General features: G+C 74.5%; 18 protein-coding genes. 11 read left to right on the top strand and 7 right to left on the bottom strand.

Annotated features, from left to right (window positions below):
- Positions 1-56 precede the first annotated feature (56 nt).
- From ACFWEK_RS08230 to ACFWEK_RS08210, 5 genes are all read right to left on the bottom strand, one after another.
- Complete coding sequence (locus ACFWEK_RS08230; protein ID WP_430547238.1) at positions 57-1,301, bottom strand: transglycosylase family protein; 1,245 nt, start codon at positions 1,299-1,301, stop codon at positions 57-59.
- Between the two features lie 276 nt (positions 1,302-1,577).
- The gene (locus ACFWEK_RS08225; protein WP_430547237.1) at positions 1,578-2,795 is read right to left on the bottom strand and encodes a ubiquitin-like domain-containing protein; all 1,218 of its coding nucleotides are present in this window, start codon (positions 2,793-2,795) and stop codon (positions 1,578-1,580) included.
- A gap of 61 nt (positions 2,796-2,856) precedes the next feature.
- Positions 2,857-3,771: a TatD family hydrolase gene (locus ACFWEK_RS08220; RefSeq protein WP_430553735.1), complete on the bottom strand. Its 915-nt coding sequence runs from the start codon at positions 3,769-3,771 to the stop codon at positions 2,857-2,859.
- 2 nt (positions 3,772-3,773) lie between these two features.
- A complete protein-coding gene (metG, locus tag ACFWEK_RS08215; RefSeq protein ID WP_430553734.1) occupies positions 3,774-5,558 on the bottom strand; it encodes a methionine--tRNA ligase in 1,785 nt (594 codons plus the stop codon).
- A gap of 68 nt (positions 5,559-5,626) precedes the next feature.
- On the bottom strand, positions 5,627-6,904 hold the full coding sequence (locus ACFWEK_RS08210) for a PQQ-dependent sugar dehydrogenase (protein WP_430553733.1): 1,278 nt from the start codon (positions 6,902-6,904) through the stop codon (positions 5,627-5,629).
- Between the two features lie 92 nt (positions 6,905-6,996).
- Here ACFWEK_RS08210 and ACFWEK_RS08205 point away from each other — a divergent pair, with 92 nt between their 5' ends.
- The 3 genes from ACFWEK_RS08205 to ACFWEK_RS08195 all read left to right on the top strand — a co-directional run bounded on the left by ACFWEK_RS08205 (position 6,997) and on the right by ACFWEK_RS08195 (position 8,114).
- Positions 6,997-7,173 carry a hypothetical protein gene (locus ACFWEK_RS08205; protein WP_430553732.1) on the top strand — a complete coding sequence of 59 codons (177 nt, stop codon included), beginning with the start codon at positions 6,997-6,999 and terminating at the stop codon, positions 7,171-7,173.
- A 109-nt stretch (positions 7,174-7,282) separates the two neighbouring features.
- A complete protein-coding gene (locus ACFWEK_RS08200) occupies positions 7,283-7,492 on the top strand; it encodes a hypothetical protein (RefSeq protein WP_430547232.1) in 210 nt (69 codons plus the stop codon).
- Between the two features lie 28 nt (positions 7,493-7,520).
- A complete protein-coding gene (locus ACFWEK_RS08195; RefSeq protein ID WP_430553731.1) occupies positions 7,521-8,114 on the top strand; it encodes an isochorismatase family protein in 594 nt (197 codons plus the stop codon).
- A 64-nt stretch (positions 8,115-8,178) separates the two neighbouring features.
- Here the strand turns inward: ACFWEK_RS08195 and rsmI are convergent, their stop codons facing one another.
- Positions 8,179-9,084 (bottom strand): 16S rRNA (cytidine(1402)-2'-O)-methyltransferase, encoded by a 906-nt coding sequence (gene rsmI, locus ACFWEK_RS08190; RefSeq protein ID WP_430553730.1) that lies wholly within the window; start codon positions 9,082-9,084, stop codon positions 8,179-8,181.
- 35 nt (positions 9,085-9,119) lie between these two features.
- Here rsmI and ACFWEK_RS08185 point away from each other — a divergent pair, with 35 nt between their 5' ends.
- The 8 genes from ACFWEK_RS08185 to ACFWEK_RS08150 all read left to right on the top strand — a co-directional run bounded on the left by ACFWEK_RS08185 (position 9,120) and on the right by ACFWEK_RS08150 (position 16,977).
- Entirely contained in the window at positions 9,120-10,922 is a 1,803-nt protein-coding gene (locus ACFWEK_RS08185) for a dolichyl-phosphate-mannose--protein mannosyltransferase (RefSeq protein WP_430553729.1), read from the top strand.
- A 180-nt stretch (positions 10,923-11,102) separates the two neighbouring features.
- A complete protein-coding gene (locus tag ACFWEK_RS08180) occupies positions 11,103-11,804 on the top strand; it encodes a SipW-dependent-type signal peptide-containing protein (RefSeq protein ID WP_430553728.1) in 702 nt (233 codons plus the stop codon).
- A gap of 96 nt (positions 11,805-11,900) precedes the next feature.
- Positions 11,901-12,944 (top strand): hypothetical protein, encoded by a 1,044-nt coding sequence (locus ACFWEK_RS08175; protein ID WP_430553727.1) that lies wholly within the window; start codon positions 11,901-11,903, stop codon positions 12,942-12,944.
- Positions 12,941-13,573, top strand: a complete 633-nt coding sequence (locus tag ACFWEK_RS08170; RefSeq protein ID WP_430553726.1) for a signal peptidase I — start codon at positions 12,941-12,943, stop codon at positions 13,571-13,573. Before ACFWEK_RS08175 ends, ACFWEK_RS08170 begins: the two co-directional genes overlap by 4 nt.
- Positions 13,573-14,445, top strand: coding sequence for a hypothetical protein (locus ACFWEK_RS08165; protein ID WP_430553725.1), 873 nt, complete (start codon positions 13,573-13,575; stop codon positions 14,443-14,445). Before ACFWEK_RS08170 ends, ACFWEK_RS08165 begins: the two co-directional genes overlap by 1 nt.
- The gene (locus ACFWEK_RS08160; protein ID WP_430553724.1) at positions 14,442-15,074 is read left to right on the top strand and encodes a hypothetical protein; all 633 of its coding nucleotides are present in this window, start codon (positions 14,442-14,444) and stop codon (positions 15,072-15,074) included. The genes ACFWEK_RS08165 and ACFWEK_RS08160 overlap by 4 nt, the downstream gene beginning before the upstream one ends.
- 50 nt (positions 15,075-15,124) lie before the next feature.
- Positions 15,125-16,315 (top strand): hypothetical protein, encoded by a 1,191-nt coding sequence (locus ACFWEK_RS08155; RefSeq protein ID WP_430553723.1) that lies wholly within the window; start codon positions 15,125-15,127, stop codon positions 16,313-16,315.
- Positions 16,312-16,977: a response regulator gene (locus ACFWEK_RS08150; RefSeq protein ID WP_430553722.1), complete on the top strand. Its 666-nt coding sequence runs from the start codon at positions 16,312-16,314 to the stop codon at positions 16,975-16,977. Before ACFWEK_RS08155 ends, ACFWEK_RS08150 begins: the two co-directional genes overlap by 4 nt.
- 24 nt (positions 16,978-17,001) lie before the next feature.
- Here ACFWEK_RS08150 and ACFWEK_RS08145 read toward each other — a convergent pair.
- The coding region (locus tag ACFWEK_RS08145) for a family 20 glycosylhydrolase (protein WP_430553721.1) at positions 17,002-17,388 on the bottom strand (387 nt) is incomplete at its 5' end.

The following is a 17,388-nucleotide window of genomic DNA, read 5'->3' as shown; positions in this document are numbered from 1 at the left end:
GTGCCGTCCCGGGCGGTCGGTCGACGTCGGCGGGCACGAGGCCCGACGGCGTCAGGTCAGAGCAGGCCGAGCTTGGCCGCGCACGCGGGCCACTGGCCCCAGCCGGACTGCGCCTGCAGCTTCTGCGCGAGGCGCGTCTGCTCGGCGGCCGAGTTCTCCGACGGGAGGCCGGAGCCGCCCATGGCGTGCCAGGTCTCCGCGGAGAACTGGTACAGGCCGTAGTAGCCGTTCCCGGTGTTCGTCGCCGGGTCGCCGCCCGACTCGCACTGGGCGAGGTCGGCCCACACGCCCGCGGGCGCGGAGCCGGTGGCCTTGGACGTCGAGCCGCTCGACGAGTCGGAGGACTCGGACGACGACGAGGACGAGGACGTCTTCTCGGGCGCGGGCTCGGGCTCCGGCTCGGGGCGCTCCTTGGTGCCCTCGACGACGACCTCCGTGACCGGCTTGGTCGTCACCTTGTCCGAGAGCTTCTTCTTGGCGACGACGTCGCCGTCGACCGTGGTCACGCGGTACGTGAGCGTGCGCTCGCCGTCCTTGCCCTCCTGGGCGACCTTGCTGCCCTGGTCGGCGTAGCGGTCGGCGTCCTTCTCGGTGCGCGACTTGTGGTCCACCGCGACCTTCTTGGTGACCTTCTTCGTCTCGACGCGCTCGATGACGATGCGCACCGCCGGGTCGCCGTCCGCCTTGGCGGTCTGACGCTCCACGAAGACATGGTCGTCGTCGTCGACCGTGAGGCCGAGGCCCTGGAGGATCGCCTCCAGGCCGACGGAGCCGTCGTCGACCACCGTGGTGGTGCCGTCCGCGACGACGGCGACCGGCTGGTCGGCGTCGAGCTGCAGCGGCAGCGAGGCGCGGTCGCCGGAGCGGGAGGCGACGAGGGAGACGTCGGAGCCGCGGGCGTCGAGGCCGCGCAGCGCCTCCTCGGCGTCGAGCGCGGTGACCCACACGTCGTCCTGCTCGCCGTCGACGTCCACGGTGAGCTCGTGCCCGGAGCGGACCACGACCTGCGAGCCGTCGCGCAGGGCGGCGCCCGTGTCGGGGGTGACGGCGTCGCGCTCGCCCACCTCGACGCCCTGGGCGTCCAGCAGGCCGGCGACGGAGCCGGAGAAGGTCTCGACGGTGCGCGTCTCGCCGTCGATGTCGAGCGTCACGCTCTTGCGCGCGCTCTCGTAGGCGGTGGCCGCACCTCCCGCGACGACGAGCGCGCCGGCGGCGAGACCCGCGATGAGCGGGAGCCGGCGGCGACGGCGCGTGGCGGTCGTCGTGGAGGCGGCTGCTGCGTCGGGCCCAGCCTCGGGCATCGACTCGGCCGAGGAATGGGGAGTCTCGTTCGAGGGGTTCACACAGGTCCAGTCGTCGTGCGGTCCGGTCACGACGGCGGGGTCCCGGCTGGCTGTCGGGGCGTGGTCGATCCGGTGGCTCCGAAGACCGTAACCGGATCGTGATCATCGGCCAAGCCTGGCTATGGTAGAGATGCCCGGTTCCGTCCCGTCGTGCCCGGAAAGTCCGGACGAACGGCGTGAGCCGTCTCACAGAGGTCGCCGCGCGTCCTCAATATCCGCGTCGGCGGGCGGGGATCAGTACCAGCCGACCGACATGGAGTGGCTCCACGCCCCGCACGGTGTGCCGTACCGGCCGGAGATGTAGCCCAGGCCCCACTCGATCTGCGTCGACGGGTTGGTGCGCCAGTCCGAGCCGGCGGTCGCCATCTTCGTGCCGGGCAGCGCCTGCGGGATGCCGTAGGCCCCGCTGGACGGGTTCTCGGCGTTCCAGCGCCAGCCGGACTCCTTGTCCCACAGCTTCTCGAGGCAGGCGTACTGGTCGTCGCCCCAGCCGCGCTCGGCGGCCATCGCCTTGCCGATCGCCTTCGCGGAGCCCGGGTCCGGGTTCGCCGTCGAGACCTCGAGCGTGCCCACCACGACGACCTCGTCCACCGGCTCGCGCGTCACCTCGCGGTCGACCACGGTGCGCTGCACCTCGGCGCCGTCCAGGGTGCGCACCTCGTAGGTCGTGACGCGCTCCCCCGGCACGCCGGCCGTGCGCACCACCTCGTACCCCTTCGGCAGCTCGTCCGACTCGACCTTCGTCGTCTCGAACGGGATGACCTCGGTCTTCCGGTCGGCGTCGGTGTCCCCGCGGCTCACCATGACGAGCATGCCGTCGACCGCGGCCCCGCCGAGCGGCACCGACGTACGGTCGTGCTCGCCGAGGGTGATACCGGCGGTCGCCAGGACGTCGCGCACCGTGGACTGCGCGGTGCGGATGGGCAGCACCAGGCCGTCCACGGCCACCTGCACGGTCTTCGTGGTCGACACCCGCACGGGGGTCCGGTCCAGCGCCGCGGTGCGCGACGCCGACGTCACGGCGTCCGCCCCCCGGGGCCCGAGCGCCGCGAGCAGCTCGCCCACCGTGTGCGCCGTCGTCGGGAAGGTCGTGACCTCGCCGTCGATCTCGACCGTCACCTCGCGGCTCGAGCGGACCACGACCTGGCCGCCGTCCGCGGCCGCGGACGACGCCGCCGGTTGCACGAGGTCGTCCGGGCCGAGCGGGATGTGGTGGTAGCGCAGCACGTCGGCGACCGACGCGCCGTACGAGTCGACGGTCGCGACGTGGCCGTCGTAGTCGATCGTCATCGTCTTGTGCACCTGCGTGACGGCGGCCGTGCCGCCCACCAGCGCGAGGACCACGGTGCCGTGCACGACGTGGCGCGCGGGCCCGGTGAGGGCGCCGCGGCGAGGGGTCGACGCCGGAGCCGTCGCCCTGTCCGACGCCCGCTCCGCCCTCGACCTCCGCACGAGCACCAGACCGTAACGGAACCGTGACCAGGGGGGAAGACCCCGACCGCTCACCGATCCCTCACCGCGTGCCGTACACGCGCTCGGACGTCGCCGAGAGCTCGCGGCACACCTCGTCCAGCGGGCGCTCGAGGACGTCCGCCATCGCGCGCACGGTGTGCGCCGCGACGTACGGGGCGTTCGGCTGGCCGCGGTACGGGTGCGGCGGCAGGTAGGGCGAGTCGGTCTCGACCAGCACCAGCTCGAGGGGAACGGCCCGCAGCGCGCCGCGCAGGCGGTCGTTCTTCGGGTAGGTCACGGGGCCCGCGAACGAGAGGAACCAGCCGTGCTCGGCCGCCAGGGCGGCCATCTCCTCGTCGCCCGAGTAGCAGTGGAAGACGGTGCGCTCGGGGGCGCCGTCGGCCAGCAGGACGTCGATCACCTGCGCGTGCGCGTCCCGGTCGTGGATCTGCAGCGCCAGGCCGAGCTCCTTGGCCAGCGCGACGTGCGCGCGGAACGCCTCGCGCTGCACCGCCTCGCCCCGCGGGCCGGTACGGAACAGGTCCATGCCCGTCTCGCCGATCGCGCGCACGCGGTCGTGCGCCCGCGCGACCTCCGCGACGCGGGCCAGCGCGTCGTCGAGCGCGACGGCGTGGTGCGGCGCCGGGTCCGGCTCCAGCCCGTCCGGGCCCACCTCGCGGACGCCCGCGTGCAGCACGGCCTCGTTCGGGTGGATCGCGACGGCGGCGAGCACGCCCGGGTGCCCCGCGGCCAGCAGGTCGACCGTCCAGTCGATGCCGGGCAGGTCGCAGCCCACCTGCACGACGCGGTCCACGCCCGCCGCCGCGGCGCGGGCGAGGTGCTCGCCGACGCGGGGTGCGGGGACGTCGTCCGGCAGCACGCCCGCGATCGCGTCGAGGTGCGTGTGGTTGTCGGCGACCGGGACGGGCAGGGGCGCGGGTTCCGCCGGGAACCCGCGCTCGCGCTTGCGCGCCACCCTCAGGCCTTCTCGCGCAGCCGCTCGAGCTCCTCCTCGACGATCGAGTCGTCGAGCTTGGTGAACACGGGCGTGGGCTTCGCGATCTCGGTGCCCGGGGTCACGGGTCGCGACTCCCAGGAGGGGAAGTCGTAGTCGCCCGTGATGACCGGGTACTGCCGGGAGTCGTCGTCGAGGTCGGTGACCTCGTCGATGCGCGGCTGGGGCGCGAAGGTGCCGGTGCCGCCCATGGTCTCGTGCACCTGCTGCGCCGAGTGCGGCAGGAACGGGCTGAGCAGCGTGTTGCAGTCGCTCACGGCCTGCGTGACCGTGTGCAGCACGGTCGCGAGCCGGTCCGGGTCCGTCTTGAGCTTCCAGGGCTCCGTCTCGGAGACGTACCGGTTGACGTCGCCGACGACGCGCATCGCCTCCGCGATCGCCGCGCGCTGCCGGTTGGACCCGATGAGCCCACCGACGGTGCCGAACGCCTCGGACGTCGCCTTGAGGACGCCGCGGTCGACGTCGGCCAGCTCGCCCGGCGTCGGGACCTGCCCGAAGTTCTTGTGCACCATGCTCGCGGTGCGGTTCACGAGGTTGCCCCAGCCCGCCACCAGCTCGTCGTTGGTGCGGCGCAGGAAGCTGTCCCACGTGAAGTCGACGTCCTGGCTCTCCGGGCCGGCCGCCGCCACGTAGTAGCGGAACGCGTCCGGCTGGTAGCGCGCCAGCATGTCGCGCACGTAGATGACCACGCCGCGCGAGCTCGAGAACTTCTGCCCCTCGACGTTGAGGAACTCGGAGCTGACCACCTCGGTGGGCAGCTGCAGCGTCCCGTACGGGCCCGGCGCGCCGCCGCGCGAGCCCTTCCCGTCGTAGGCCAGCAGCTCGGCCGGCCAGATCTGGGAGTGGAACGTGATGTTGTCCTTGCCCATGAAGTAGAAGGAGCGGGCCGTCTCCTCGTTCCAGAACGCGCGCCACGCCTCCGGGTCGCCCGTGCGCCGCGCCCACTCGATCGACGCCGAGAGGTACCCGATGACGGCGTCGAACCACACGTACAGCCGCTTGGTCGGGTTCTCCTCCCAGCCCTCGAGCGGCACCGGGATGCCCCAGTCGATGTCGCGCGTCATGGCGCGAGGCCGGATGTCGTCGAGCAGGTTGAGGCTGAAGTTCAGCACGTTGGGCCGCCACCCGGTGCGGGTGCGCAGCCAGTCGCCCAGCGCGTCGGCGAGCGCCGGCAGGTCGAGGAAGAAGTGGTTCGACTCGACGAACTGGGGCGTCTCGCCGTTGATGCGGCTGCGCGGGTTGATCAGGTCGATCGGGTCGAGCTGGTTGCCGCAGTTGTCGCACTGGTCGCCGCGCGCGCCGTCGTACCCGCAGATCGGGCACGTGCCCTCGATGAACCGGTCGGGCAGCGTGCGGCCGGTGGACGGGGAGATCGCGCCCATCGTGGTCTTCTCGACCATGTAGCCGTTCTTGTACACCGTGCGGAACATCTCCTGCACGACGGCGTAGTGGTTGCGCGTCGTCGTGCGGGTGAACAGGTCGTAGGACAGCCCGAGCGACGTGAGGTCCTCGACGATGACCCGGTTGTAGCGGTCCGCGAGCTGCTGCGGCGTCACGCCCTCCTGCTCCGCCTGCACGAGGATCGGCGTCCCGTGCTCGTCCGTGCCGGAGACCATCAGCACGTCGTGACCCGCCATCCGCATGTGCCGGCTGAAGACGTCGGAGGGAACGCCGAAGCCGGCGACGTGGCCGATGTGCCGCGGGCCGTTGGCGTAGGGCCACGCCACGGCCGAGAGGATGTGGGTCATGCGGGCGATTCTAAGGGCCCGGACGACGACGCGTCCGAGCGGTCCGCGGCCCGGTCGGGCCCGCCGCGTCAGCCGAACGTGACCCGGACCAGGCGGTCGTCGCCGTCGCGCGGCGAGCCGCGGCCGTCGGTGTTGTTGGTCAGCACCCACAGGCCGTCCGCGTCGCCGCCGCCCGGCTCGACGGGGGCGACGTTGCGCAGCCGGCCCAGCTCGCCCGCGAGCAGCGCCTGCGGCTCGCCGAGCGGCCGGACGCTCCCGTCCGGGTCCACGGCGTCCTTGCTCGGGCTCGGCCCGGCCTCGTCGCCGCCCTCGTCCGCGGCGGACGCGGTGCCGCCGAAGGGCACCCGCCACAGCCGCTCCCCCCGCAGGCCGGCGAGATAGACGGCGTCGTCGGTCACCGCCAGGCCGGACGGGGACGCGTCGGACGTGGGCCACCACGCGACCGGAGCGACGGTGCCGTCGCCCGCCTGCGGCTGCCCCTCGAGGCCGGGCCCCTCGACGTCGGGCCAGCCGTAGTCGCCGCCCGGCTCGATCTCGTTGAGCTCGTCCCAGGTGTTCTGGCCGAACTCGCTCGCGAACATCCGGCCCGACGCGTCCCAGCCGAGGCCCTGCACGTTGCGGTGGCCGAAGGTCCAGACCGGCGAGCCGGGGTCGGGGTTGCCGGGCGCCGGGTCACCGTCGGTCGTGACGCGCAGGATCTTGCCGGCGAGCGACGCCCGGTCCTGCGAGGCCTCCCCGTCGCCCGCGTCGCCGGTGCCGACGTAGAGGAACCCGTCGGGACCGAAGGCCAGGCCGCCGCCGTCGTGGTGGCCGGCGCGCGGGATGCCGTCGAGGACGGTCGTGAGCCCGCCGAGCACCGTCCCGTCCAGCGCGCCGCGCAGCACCGCGTTGTCGTCGGCGCCGGTGCGGTAGACGAACACGTCGCCCGAGCCCGGGTCGCGCGCGACGCCGAGCAGCCCGCCCTCGCCGTCGGGCGTGGTCTGCGCGGCGAGCGCGTCGGCGCCGGGGCCGGTGACGTCCGTCGTCGTGCCCGCGTCGGGGTCCACGACCACCAGCCGCGCCTCGTCGCGCAGGCTGATCAGCAGCGTGCCGTCCGGCAGCGGGGCGAGGCCCCACGGCACGTCGAGGCCGTCGACGACCGTCTCGACCGAGACCTCGGGGGTGGCTGCCGGCGAGGCGGACGCCTCAGGGCCGGTGCCGCGCGGCGGCTCCGGCTCCACGGACGACGACCGCGTCGACGGGTCGGGACCGTCGTCGTCGCCGGGGCCACCGCAGGCCCCCGGCAGGAGCACGAGGCCCACGAGCAGGACGACGACCACCGGTCGGCGGGAGGGATGGCGCCTCATGACCCCATCCTGCTGCGCTCGGCCGCCGCCGTCGACACCCCGCCGCCGGGCTGGCATGCTCTCCCCCAAGAACCGGTCAAGGGGGGACTGCGATGTCGATCACCGAACGCCTGCGGCGCCTGTTCCGACATGACGGCGAGGCCCCGCCCGCCCAGCGACCGGACCTCGCGCGACTCTCGGTGGTCGAGGAGCGCGGACGGCCGGCCGCCGGCACCATGACGGTCCAGCCGCTCTACCGCCCCGGCTCCGCCGGAGGGGGCTGCTGCTGACGCCCTTCCTCCACCCGATGCCCCGGGTGACGGTCGTCGACACCCGACCGACTCACGACCTACGCTTGACGAGCGGTTTTCGGGGCTGCGGTTCGGCGAAGGAGTCGTCATGAAGATCAGCGGAAGGCTCAGGACCATGTTCCACCGTCGCGAGAAGCTGCCACCGCTCGATCCCTCCGAGCGGCGCCCACCCTCCTGGGCCGCCGACCCGCGGCTCGAGCCGGACCGCGAGGACATGCGCAACCGGCGCTCCGCGGACGCGTTCGGGATGGGCTACCTCGACGGCGGCGGATTCACGGACGGCGGTGGCAACCCCTGACCTCGGCGCGTCGTGGCAGGCTGGCACCATGAGTGACGCCCGGCCCGCCCCCGTCCGTGCCCTGATCGTCGTCGACGTCCAGCCCACGTTCTGCGAGGGCGGCGAGCTCGCCGTCGAGGGCGGCGACCGGGTCGCCCAGGACGTCGCCGCCTACGCGGCCGCGCACCGCGACCGGTACGAGATCGTCGTGACGACGCAGGACTGGCACGTCGACCCGGGCGACCACTTCAGCGACCACCCCGACTTCGTCGACTCCTGGCCGCCGCACGGCGTCGCCGGCACGCCGAACGCCGAGCTGCACCCCGCCCTCGTGGACCTGCGCCAGGACGTGTCCGTGAAGAAGGGCCAGTACGCCCACGGCTACTCCGGCTTCGAGGGCACGGACTCCGACGGCCGCACGCTGGAGCAGGCGCTGCGCGACGCCCGCGTCGAGGCGGTCGACGTCGTCGGCCTCGTCGAGTCGCACTGCGTGAAGCGCACCGCGCTCGACGCCGTCGGCCTGGGCCTGGCGACGCGCGTGCTCACCGACCTCACCATCCCCGTCAGCCCCGAGCAGGGCGCGCAGGCCTGCGCCGAGCTCGCCGCCGCCGGCGTCGAGCTCACCCCCTCGACCGCCGCCTGACGGCCGAACATGCACCCGTGCACGTTCTGAGCGCTCAGGACGTGCGCAACTGCATGCTCGGCAGCTACTTCGCGGCGAGGGCGGCCGCGTAGAGGTCACGCTTGGGCACCCCGGCCGCGGTGGCGACGTCGGCGACGGCGGCCTTGAGCCGCTCCCCCGCGCGGACGCGGGCCAGGACCTCGGGCACGAGGTCCTCGACGCTGGGAGCCGCACCCGCGGGCGCGCCTCCGACGACGACGCAGATCTCGCCGCGCAGCCCCTCGCCGCCCGCGGCGCGGGCGTCGGCCTCGGCGACGACGTCCGCGAGCGGGCCGCGGAGCACCTCCTCGTACGTCTTGGTCAGCTCACGGCAGACGGCGGCGGGCCGGGCGGGGCCGAACGCGTCGGCCATGGCGTGCAGCGTGTCGGTGATCCGGTGCGGCGCCTCGAAGAAGACCATCGTGCGCGGCTCCGCGGCGAGCGCGCCGAGCCACCGCGACCGCTCCCCCGCCTTGCGCGGCACGAACCCCTCGAAGGTGAACCGGTCGGTGGGCAGCCCGGACAGGGCGAGCGCGGTGAGCACCGCCGACGGACCGGGGGCCGCCGTCACGCGCAGGTCCCGCTCCACGGCGCGGGCCACCACGCGGTAGCCCGGGTCGGACACCGCGGGCATGCCGGCGTCGGACACCACGAGCACGGTGCCGCCGTCCGCGACGACGTCGAGCAGCTCGTCGGCGCGGGCCTCCTCGTTGTGCTCGTGGTACGACGTCACGCGCCCGGCCACGGTCACGCCCAGGCGCGCGGCCAGGGCGTGCAGGCGGCGCGTGTCCTCGGCCGCGACGACGTCGGCCTCCGCGAGCAGCCGCCGCAGCCGCGGCGACGCGTCCTCCGCGTTCCCGATGGGCGTCGCCGCGAGCACGACCGCGCCGACCTCGGCGCGCGGGGCGGGACGGCGTTCGTCAGCGGGTACGGCGGAAGGCTCGGAGGTCATGGTGACCAGCGTCGCACGGCCCCTACGATGACCCGGTGACCGCCCCCGACGCCGACGCCACCACCACCGGCGATCCCGCGCCCGCGGGCACGCCCCCGAGCCACGCCCGCCACCGCGCGGACACGACCCCGGACGGGACGCACGAGACGGACGGCTCGCCGGAGGCGCACGCGGACCCGCCGCCGGCGTTCCCCGGCGCGCCGGCGGCCTCGCCGTCCCCGACGCCCGCCGACGGCGACGGCCGCACGACCCAGGCGAAGCTGCTCGAACGGCTGCTCGGCGCCCGGCGCGTCCGGCTCGACCTGCGCCGCCGCGACCGGTTCTGGGGCTGGTTCGGCACGATCGTCGTCACGCTGCTGGCGGCGGTCGCCCGGCTGTGGCAGCTGGGCCAGCCCCACAAGCTGGTGTTCGACGAGACCTACTACGTCAAGGACGCGTTCACGCTCGGCCGCCTCGGCTTCGAGGCGCAGTGGCCCGACGATCCCAACCCGGCGTTCGAGGCCGGCGACGTCCTCACCTACCTCGACAAGGCCGCCTACGTCGTCCACCCGCCGATCGGCAAGTGGATGATCTGGCTCGGCATGGAGGCCGGCGGTGGCGCCACCAGCTCGTTCGCGTGGCGCCTGTCCAGCGCGATCATCGGGATCGTCGCCGTGTTCCTGCTGGTGCGGATCGCGCGGCGACTGTTCGCGTCGACCACGATGGGGATCGTCGCGGGCCTGCTGCTCGCCGTCGACGGCGAGGCGATCGTGCACTCCCGCACGGCCCTGCTCGACCAGTTCCTCATGTTCTGGGTGCTGGTCGCGTTCGGCTGCCTGGTGATGGACCGCGAGCAGGCCCGGCGCCGGCTCGCGGGCCGGGTCGCGGAGATCCTCGACGCCGGCGGCACCGTGGCCCGGTACGGCCCCCGCCTCGGCTTCCGCTGGTGGCGCCTCGCCGCGGGCGTCAGCCTCGGCCTGGCGTGCGGCACCAAGTGGTCGGGCCTGTGGTTCGTCGCCGTCTTCGGCATCCTCTCCGTGCTGTGGGACCTCGCGGCCCGGCGCGCCGCCGGCGTCGGCCGCTGGTGGGAGGACTCCCTCGTCGTCGACGCCGTCCCCGCCTTCCTCACGATCGTGCCCACCGCGTTCGTCGTCTACCTCGCGTCCTGGTGGTCGTGGTTCGTGAGCCAGGGCGCCTACCTGCGCCAGTGGGCCGCCGAGCATCCCGGCGAGGGCGTCACCTGGCTGCCCGACCCGCTGCGCAGCCTGCTCCACTACCACCAGCAGATGTGGGACTTCCACACGGGGCTCTCCTCCGACCACCCGTACGCATCGCACCCGCTGGGCTGGATCGTGCAGTGGCGGCCCACGTCGTTCTTCTGGGAGAAGGAGTCGCCCGGCCAGGGCACCTGCCCCGCCGACGCCGCGGAGGCCTGCGCCCGCGCCGTCACGTCGCTCGGCAACCCGCTGCTGTGGTTCCTGGGCGCGGTCGCGATCGTCGCGACGATCTGGCTCGGGGTCCGGCTGCGCGACTGGCGCGCCCTCGCCGTCCTGAGCGGCACCGCCGCCGGCTGGCTGCCCTGGTTCGCCTACGCGCCGCCGTTCAGCGACCGGACGATCTTCACCTTCTACTCGATCGTCTTCACGCCGTTCGTGGTGCTGACGCTCGTCTATCCGATGGTCGTGGCGCTGGAGCGCACGGAGGGCCGACGCCGCGAGCGCTCGTTCGCCGTGGCGACGATCGTCGCCGTCCTGGTCGTGGTCCTCGCCGTGTCGGCGATCTTCTACCCGCTGTGGACGGGGATGCAGGTGCCGTACTCGTACTGGCAGAACGTCATGCGGCTGGAGTCCTGGATCTAGGAGCCCCGGCCCTCCGCCACCACGGCACTGGGGTTTCCCCTAGCAGTGGTCAGACCACGCCCGTGCGCCGCCAAGACTGGGGACCGTTGCGACGGCGAGTCACCGGACGACGGAGAAGATCTCCACGGGGAGCACCCTCGCGCGATACGCAACGCGACCGCACGAAGGGTGAGGCTCATCATGAACACGAAGACCAAGGGAATCGTCGCCGGCGTCGCAGGGGCCGCCCTGCTGCTCGGCGCGGGCGGCACGTTCGCCCTCTGGCAGGACCAGGGTCAGGTCGCCGGCGGCGTCATCCGCGCCGGCCACCTGAAGGTGCAGGCGGAGGAGACGCAGTGGTTCGACGTCTCCCCCGACCGCGGCGACGCCCAAGAGCTCGCGGGCGACGTCGGCCCGGGACTGCGCTGGGACGCCGGCTGGCTCGGGGAGGAGCAGAGCGTCCTCAACGGCATCATGACCGAGTTCCGGACCCTCGACCCGGACGGCACCGGCTCCGGCACAGGCCCGGTCGTCGGACACCGGATCAACCTCCCCGAGTGGCAGACGGTGCCCGGCGACTTCGTCCTCGGGCAGACGCGGGTGATGGCCTTCGCCGAGGGCGACAACATGGACGCGCGCCTCTCCGTCCACGGCGCCTCCCTCGAGGGTGACCTCGCCCAGGGGCTGGGTCTGAAGTTCTTCGTGACCGACCGGGACGGGAACGTCATGAGCGGCGCCCACGACGTGTCCGAGGCCACCGACCTGCACTTCCCGGGGGCGGGCGGACACGAGCTGCAGGTGTTCGTCCTCGGGAACCTGCCGCGCGAGATCTCCGGCCAGGACCTGACGGGCACCGAGGCGGCCCTGCTGGACATGACCGTGATGCTGGAGCAGGTCCGCTGACGGCTCTCGCCACCTGACGCCACCCGGGCCCGGCGACCACCGCGGCCCGGGGGCGCGTCGGCGGCACCGCTGCAGACCCTCTGAAGGAGGCTCTCCATGAAGTGCGCAGCCACCCTCTCCGCAGGAGCTCTCGCGGTCGTCCTCCTCCTGGGGGCGACGGGCACCACGACCGCGGCCTGGCGCGCCGAGGCTCCCCTCCTTGCCGCGACCCTCGCGGCCGGGGACCTCGACGTCACGCTCGACGCCGCGGGCGACCCCGGAGACCCGGGCGTGATCGAGCCGAACGGCGAGCTCACCGCCACCTACGACCTCGGCACGTCGCTCCGCGGGGACAACCTCGACGCGGTCCTCCGGCTCGCGGTCCCCGCCTGGCGCGACAGCCTGCTGCTCGACGTGCTCGAGATCTCGGCCGTGGTCGAGCAGGACGGCGCCCCGGTGGCGACGGGGACGCTGGACGCCGAGGGCGCGTTCCGGTTCGACGGGGAGGTCGACGTCCCCGTCGAGCTCCCGCGGGACGCCGTCGGCGCGCTCACCGTGACGCTCACCGTGACGATGGACCCGTGGGCGGGGAACGCCTACCAGGGCCTCCGGCTGGAGGACGGCGAGCTCGTCGCCGACCTGTGGCAGGTCCGGACGGGCGAGTCCGTGGACGATCGCGAGCGCCTGTGGAGCGACGACGCGGCAGCACCCGCGCCGGACGTCGTCAGCGGCTCGCTGGGGGTCGAGGTCGACGCGGCCCCACGCGCCACGGCCGACGACACCCGGTCGGGCGACGCGGCCGAGACCGACGCCTTGGACGAGGCGTCCGGCAACGACCAGCACGACGCGGCCGACGCACTGGACGACGCCACGACGGCGCCCGAACCGAGCCCTGAGCCCGAGCCGACGGAGACCGCCCCCGCCGAGCCCACGCCCGAGCCCGCGGAGACCGCCCCCGCCGAGCCGGAGCCCGCCGAGCCGGAGCCCGCCGACCCGGAGCCCGAGTGGGCCGACGACCTGCTCGACCTGCTCGACGGAGCCGGCCTCGACGAGGCCGCCGTCGACCCGGACGACCTCCCCGCCGAGGTCGAGGAGTGGGCCGAGGCCCACGGGATCGCGCTGGACGACGTCCGCGCCTGGTTCGAGGGGAGAGCGTCATGACCGCCGGCACCGGGCAGGCCCCGGCCACCGACGTCACGTCGTCCCCCGCCCGCCGGCCGCGCACCACCGGGCGCCCGCGCCGCATCCTCGGGAGGGTCGCGTCCGTCGCGCTCGGCGCCGTCATGGTCGCCCTGCTCGCGCTGGCCGGAGCCGCCGTGGTCGTCCCCAAGGCCATGGGCGCCACCCCGCTCACGGTGCTGACCGGCTCCATGGAGCCGTCGCTCTCGCCCGGCGACGTCGTGGTGGTGCGCCCGGTCGACCCGGCGGACGTCCAGGTGGGCGACGTCCTGACCTTCCAGCCCGTCTCCGGCGACCCCACCCTGGTGACCCACCGGGTCGTCGGGCTCGTGTGGGGCGGCGACGGCGAGCCTGCCGGCTTCACCACCCGCGGCGACGCCAACGGCGCCGACGACGACCCGATCGTGGCCGACCAGGTGCAGGGCCGCGTCCTGTACTCGATCCCGGCGGTCGGCCACCTGACGAACGCGTCGTGGGCGCCCACCGCGGTGAAGGTCGCCGCCGTCGGCCTCATCCTCTACGGCGTCGTCGCGGTCGTGACACCCGACCGCTCGCGCCGCAGCCGCCGTCGCACCGAGCCGACCACCGACCGAGACCAGGGAGCATCGTGATGACCAGGAACCGCACCAGGGCCCTCGCGCTCACCGTGGTGCTCGCCGCCACCGCGGCCGTCGCACCGTCGGCCTCCGTGGTCGCGGCCGCCGCGACCGCCGGGATCGCGAGCGCGGACGTGGCGAGCCCGGTCACCCCCGAGCACGACACCGACGGCACGCCGCTCGTCCGCCTGACCGGAGACGTGACGCCGGGAGACGCGATCCTCGTCGACGGCTCTCTGCTGGGCGAGGTGGTCGTCGTCCCGGGCGACGCCGGCCGGGCGGTGCTGCGGGTGCGCAACGACGGTCCGACCGCCGGCACGCTCACGGCGAGCGTCGTCGACGCCGTCGCCTTCCGCGACCCCGACGACGCGAGCTGGGTCGACGACCCGTTCTACGACGACCTGACCGTCAACGGTGTCCCCGCCACGCAGCTGGAGGGTCGCCGGACGGTGATCCACGAGGTCGCCCTGGGCCGCGGGGCCACCGTCGACATCCCCGTCGACTACGACTTCCCCGTGGAGGCGACGAGCGGCAACCGCGCCTTCGTGGGCGAGCGCGTCTTCTCGTTCGACCTCCTGCTCCGCATTCTCGGCGACACCCCCGCCCCTGAGGCCCCGGGCGACTCCGGCCCCGGCGCGGACCCCGGCGACGACCGGACCGCGGCCGGTCCCACGGATCGCGGCGCAGGCGATGACGACACCGGCACCGCCCGCGCGGTGACCGGCGACGCCGGCACCAGCGGGCTCGTCGCCCGCACGGGCGGAGCAGCCCTCCCCGCCGATCCGCCCTGGCGGCTCCTCGTCGGCGCGGCGCTCGCGCTCACCGCGGCCGGCGCCGCCCGGGCCCTGCGCCGTCACCGGGCAGCACCCCAGGAGGTGCCCGAGTGAGGCGATGGGTGCGGGTGCTCCTGGGCGCGGTCGTCGTGCTGTCGCTCGGCGGCGCGGCGGCCGTGACCTGGCTCGGGCTGCAGGGTGAGAACACGTGCGTCGCCGCCCTGCGCGACCTGGACGGCCGGTGCGTCCGTCTCGACGCCGAGCCCGACGTCGCGCACGCGGACCTGCGCCCGACCGGCGGCCGGTTCGAGGCTCCGGCCCAGGGTCTCGACGTCCCCCTCACCTCGATGGCCGCCGCGGGCGGGGCCCTCGACCCGCCCTCGCTCACCGAGGCGTTCGAGGTCCGCGACCCCGACCGGACGACGGCCGAGGGGTCCCGGCCCCGGATCGTGGCCGTCCACGCCGTCCGCGACGGACGCGCGCCGGGCAACGCGTTCTTCGAGCCCGGTGCACGCGACCCGGCCGTGACGGTCGCCCGTGGCGACGAGCTCCGCGTCGACGGCGTCGCCTACGTCGTGGAGCGCACCGAGGTGCTGAGCAAGGCCGCCGCCGCCGCGTCGCCCGACGTCTGGGGCCACCGCCCCGGCGGCGAGGACCGCCTCGTGGTGCTCACCTGCCTGCAGCGCGCGGGCAGCGCCGGGCCCGCGCGGGACAACCTGGTGATCCAGGCCGTCCGCGCGTGATCGGCCGCCCCTCGGGTTGCCGGCACGCACCCCCCTGTCGACGATGAGGCGTGGTCCGAGACGTCGATCGAGCCGAGCGCCGCGTCTTCATGATCGTCGCGGTGTCGGCCGTCGCCCTGATCGCGGCCGTTCCCGCCGTCGAGCTCGCCCTGTGGGGGATCGAGGGTATCGCTCCGGTCAGCCACGGCGGCGACCTGCTCCTGGGCGGGGCCAGGCTCGCGTTCGTCGCCCGCCTCGCCCTCCTCCTCGTCGCCGGGGTGACGGTCGCGAGCGCGCTCTCGGCCGCGCTGCTCGCACGGCTGCGGATCCTGCACCGGTCGCGCGCCCTGCGGATCACGTTGGTCGTCTGCCTGAGCCTCGGGATCGGGGTCGTCCGCACCGCCGCCATCTCGCTCGGCCTCCCTCGCGGCGCCACGGCGGAGTTCCTGGTCGCCGAGACCCTCCTCGCGGCGGCCGAGGCGTGCTTCGCCATCTCGGTCGCCCTCTTCTACGTGGGGACACGGCAACGCATCCGGGAGGAGGAGCGTCGGCACCTCCTCGAGACGCAGCGGACGGAGCTCGCCCGCATCGAGGCCGAGAAGGAGGAGCTGCGGGTGCGGCGCGACGTCTCGCGCGACCTGCACGGGGGCCTGCAGCAGCGGCTCGTCCTCGCGATCCGGGACGTCGAGGCGATCCGCGACGACCTGCGCCGCGACGGGCAGGAGCGCGCAGCGCTCGTCCTCGAGGAGGTCTCCGAGCGGCTGGACGACTTCCGCGAGACCGAGGTACGGGCCACGGCGCACGCCCTCTACCCGCCGGCAGGCGACTTCGCCCTGTCCGCGGCGCTGCTCCTCCTCGCGGACCGGCTGCCGCCGTCGGTCCGGATGGACGTGCGCTACGAGGGCGTCGCCGACGCGCTGGTGGCCGGGTACGAGCTGCCCGCGGCGGACCGGGTCATGCTGTTCTCCATCGTCGAGGAGGGGGTGAACAACGCCGTGCTGCACGGCAAGGCCGGCGTCATCGACGTGGTGGTCAGCGGAGAGACGGACGCCTCCGGTCGCAGCACGGCCGGGCTCACCGTGGACGACGACGGCGTGGGCCTGACGGACGACCCGACGCTCTCCGGGCTCGGCCGGCTCCGCGCGAGGGCGCGCGGGCGGGGCGGGGACCTCACGCTCGGCCCGTCGCCCTTGGGGGGCGCCCGGCTCGCCGCCCGGGTGCCGGTGCGCGACCCCTCGTCCGAGCCGGACGGCCGGCGATGAGCGCCGCCCGTCGCCCGCTGCGTGTCGCCGTCGTCGAGGACGAGGCCATGATGCGCGGCCTCGTCCTGGCCCTGCTCCGCGCCCAGCCCGGGATCGAGGTGGTGGCCGACGCCGCGGGTCAGGCCACCGCGCTGGCGGCGATCCCGCCGGGTTCGGCCGACGTCGCCATGCTCGACATCGAGCTCGAGGACGGCAACGGCATCGCGCTGGGACGCGCGCTGCAGGAGCGGGACCCGAGGCTGCGGATCCTGCTCGTGTCCAGCCACAACCTCCTTGCCCTGGTGCGCTCCATCAGCGCCGGCGCCCCGACGGCGTGGAGCTACCTGTCGAAGCGGTCGTCGGCCCAGCCCGGTGAGCTCGTGCGGGCCCTGTCCGCCGTGGCCCAGGGGCGGGTCGTGATCGATCCTGCGCTGGTGAGCCGCTCGGTGCCCCGGTCGGACACACCTCTGGCGCTGCTGTCGGCGGCGCAGTTCCGGGTGCTGCAGCTCGTGGCGGAGGGGCGGGGCAACGGCGCGGTCGCCGCGGAGCTGGGCATCACGCCCAAGGCGGTCGAGGCCCACCTCACCAGCATCTACAAGCGGCTGGACCTGCCGGAGGGAGCCAACCACCGCGTCGCGGCGGTGCTCGAGTTCCTCCGGCAGTCCGTGCGGCCCGGGGCCTGACCGCCGCCCCGTCCCGTGTCCCGCTCAGGCGGCGGGCCAGTCGACCTGCGGGGTCTGGTGGAACGCCCACCCGCCGGCGCGCCAGGCGGGGGCCTGTGCGGCGCTGCGGGCGCGGAAGGCCTCCCAGTCCTTGCGCTCGGGCGCGGTCCAGGCCACCTCGGCGACCGCGCCGAGTCGCGGCAGCAGCATGGAGAACAGCTCGTCGCGGGTGGTGATCGTCTCGGTCCAGACGGCGGCCTCGACGCCCTCCACGGAGTCGGCGGGCAGGCCGTCGATGACGGCGGTGGGCTCCCACTCGTAGGAGTCGCGCAGCTCGACGAAGCCCGCCCAGTGCAGGCCGAGCTCGTGCTCGGGCGTGTACTTCATGTCGAGGTAGGCGTGGTTGCCGGGCGACATGATGAACCGGGCGCC

The sequence above is a fragment of the Isoptericola sp. NPDC060257 genome (assembly GCF_042726645.1).
Taxonomy (GTDB): Bacteria; Actinomycetota; Actinomycetes; order Actinomycetales; family Cellulomonadaceae; genus Isoptericola; species Isoptericola nanjingensis.
Note: the sequence above shows the minus strand (reverse complement) of the source record. Positions and strands in the feature narration are given on the sequence as shown.

Excerpts from the sequence above, each read along its gene's own strand:
- ACFWEK_RS08230 (WP_430547238.1), bottom strand. The coding sequence starts at position 1,301 with ATGCCCGAGGCTGGGCCCGACGCAGCAGCCGCCTCCACGACGACCGCC.
- metG (WP_430553734.1), bottom strand. The coding sequence starts at position 5,558 with ATGACCCACATCCTCTCGGCCGTGGCGTGGCCCTACGCCAACGGCCCG.
- ACFWEK_RS08210 (WP_430553733.1), bottom strand. The coding sequence starts at position 6,904 with ATGAGGCGCCATCCCTCCCGCCGACCGGTGGTCGTCGTCCTGCTCGTG.
- ACFWEK_RS08205 (WP_430553732.1), top strand. The coding sequence starts at position 6,997 with ATGTCGATCACCGAACGCCTGCGGCGCCTGTTCCGACATGACGGCGAG.
- ACFWEK_RS08200 (WP_430547232.1), top strand. The coding sequence starts at position 7,283 with ATGAAGATCAGCGGAAGGCTCAGGACCATGTTCCACCGTCGCGAGAAG.
- ACFWEK_RS08195 (WP_430553731.1), top strand. The coding sequence starts at position 7,521 with ATGAGTGACGCCCGGCCCGCCCCCGTCCGTGCCCTGATCGTCGTCGAC.
- rsmI (WP_430553730.1), bottom strand. The coding sequence starts at position 9,084 with ATGACCTCCGAGCCTTCCGCCGTACCCGCTGACGAACGCCGTCCCGCC.
- ACFWEK_RS08180 (WP_430553728.1), top strand. The coding sequence starts at position 11,103 with ATGAACACGAAGACCAAGGGAATCGTCGCCGGCGTCGCAGGGGCCGCC.
- ACFWEK_RS08175 (WP_430553727.1), top strand. The coding sequence starts at position 11,901 with ATGAAGTGCGCAGCCACCCTCTCCGCAGGAGCTCTCGCGGTCGTCCTC.
- ACFWEK_RS08170 (WP_430553726.1), top strand. The coding sequence starts at position 12,941 with ATGACCGCCGGCACCGGGCAGGCCCCGGCCACCGACGTCACGTCGTCC.
- ACFWEK_RS08165 (WP_430553725.1), top strand. The coding sequence starts at position 13,573 with ATGACCAGGAACCGCACCAGGGCCCTCGCGCTCACCGTGGTGCTCGCC.
- ACFWEK_RS08150 (WP_430553722.1), top strand. The coding sequence starts at position 16,312 with ATGAGCGCCGCCCGTCGCCCGCTGCGTGTCGCCGTCGTCGAGGACGAG.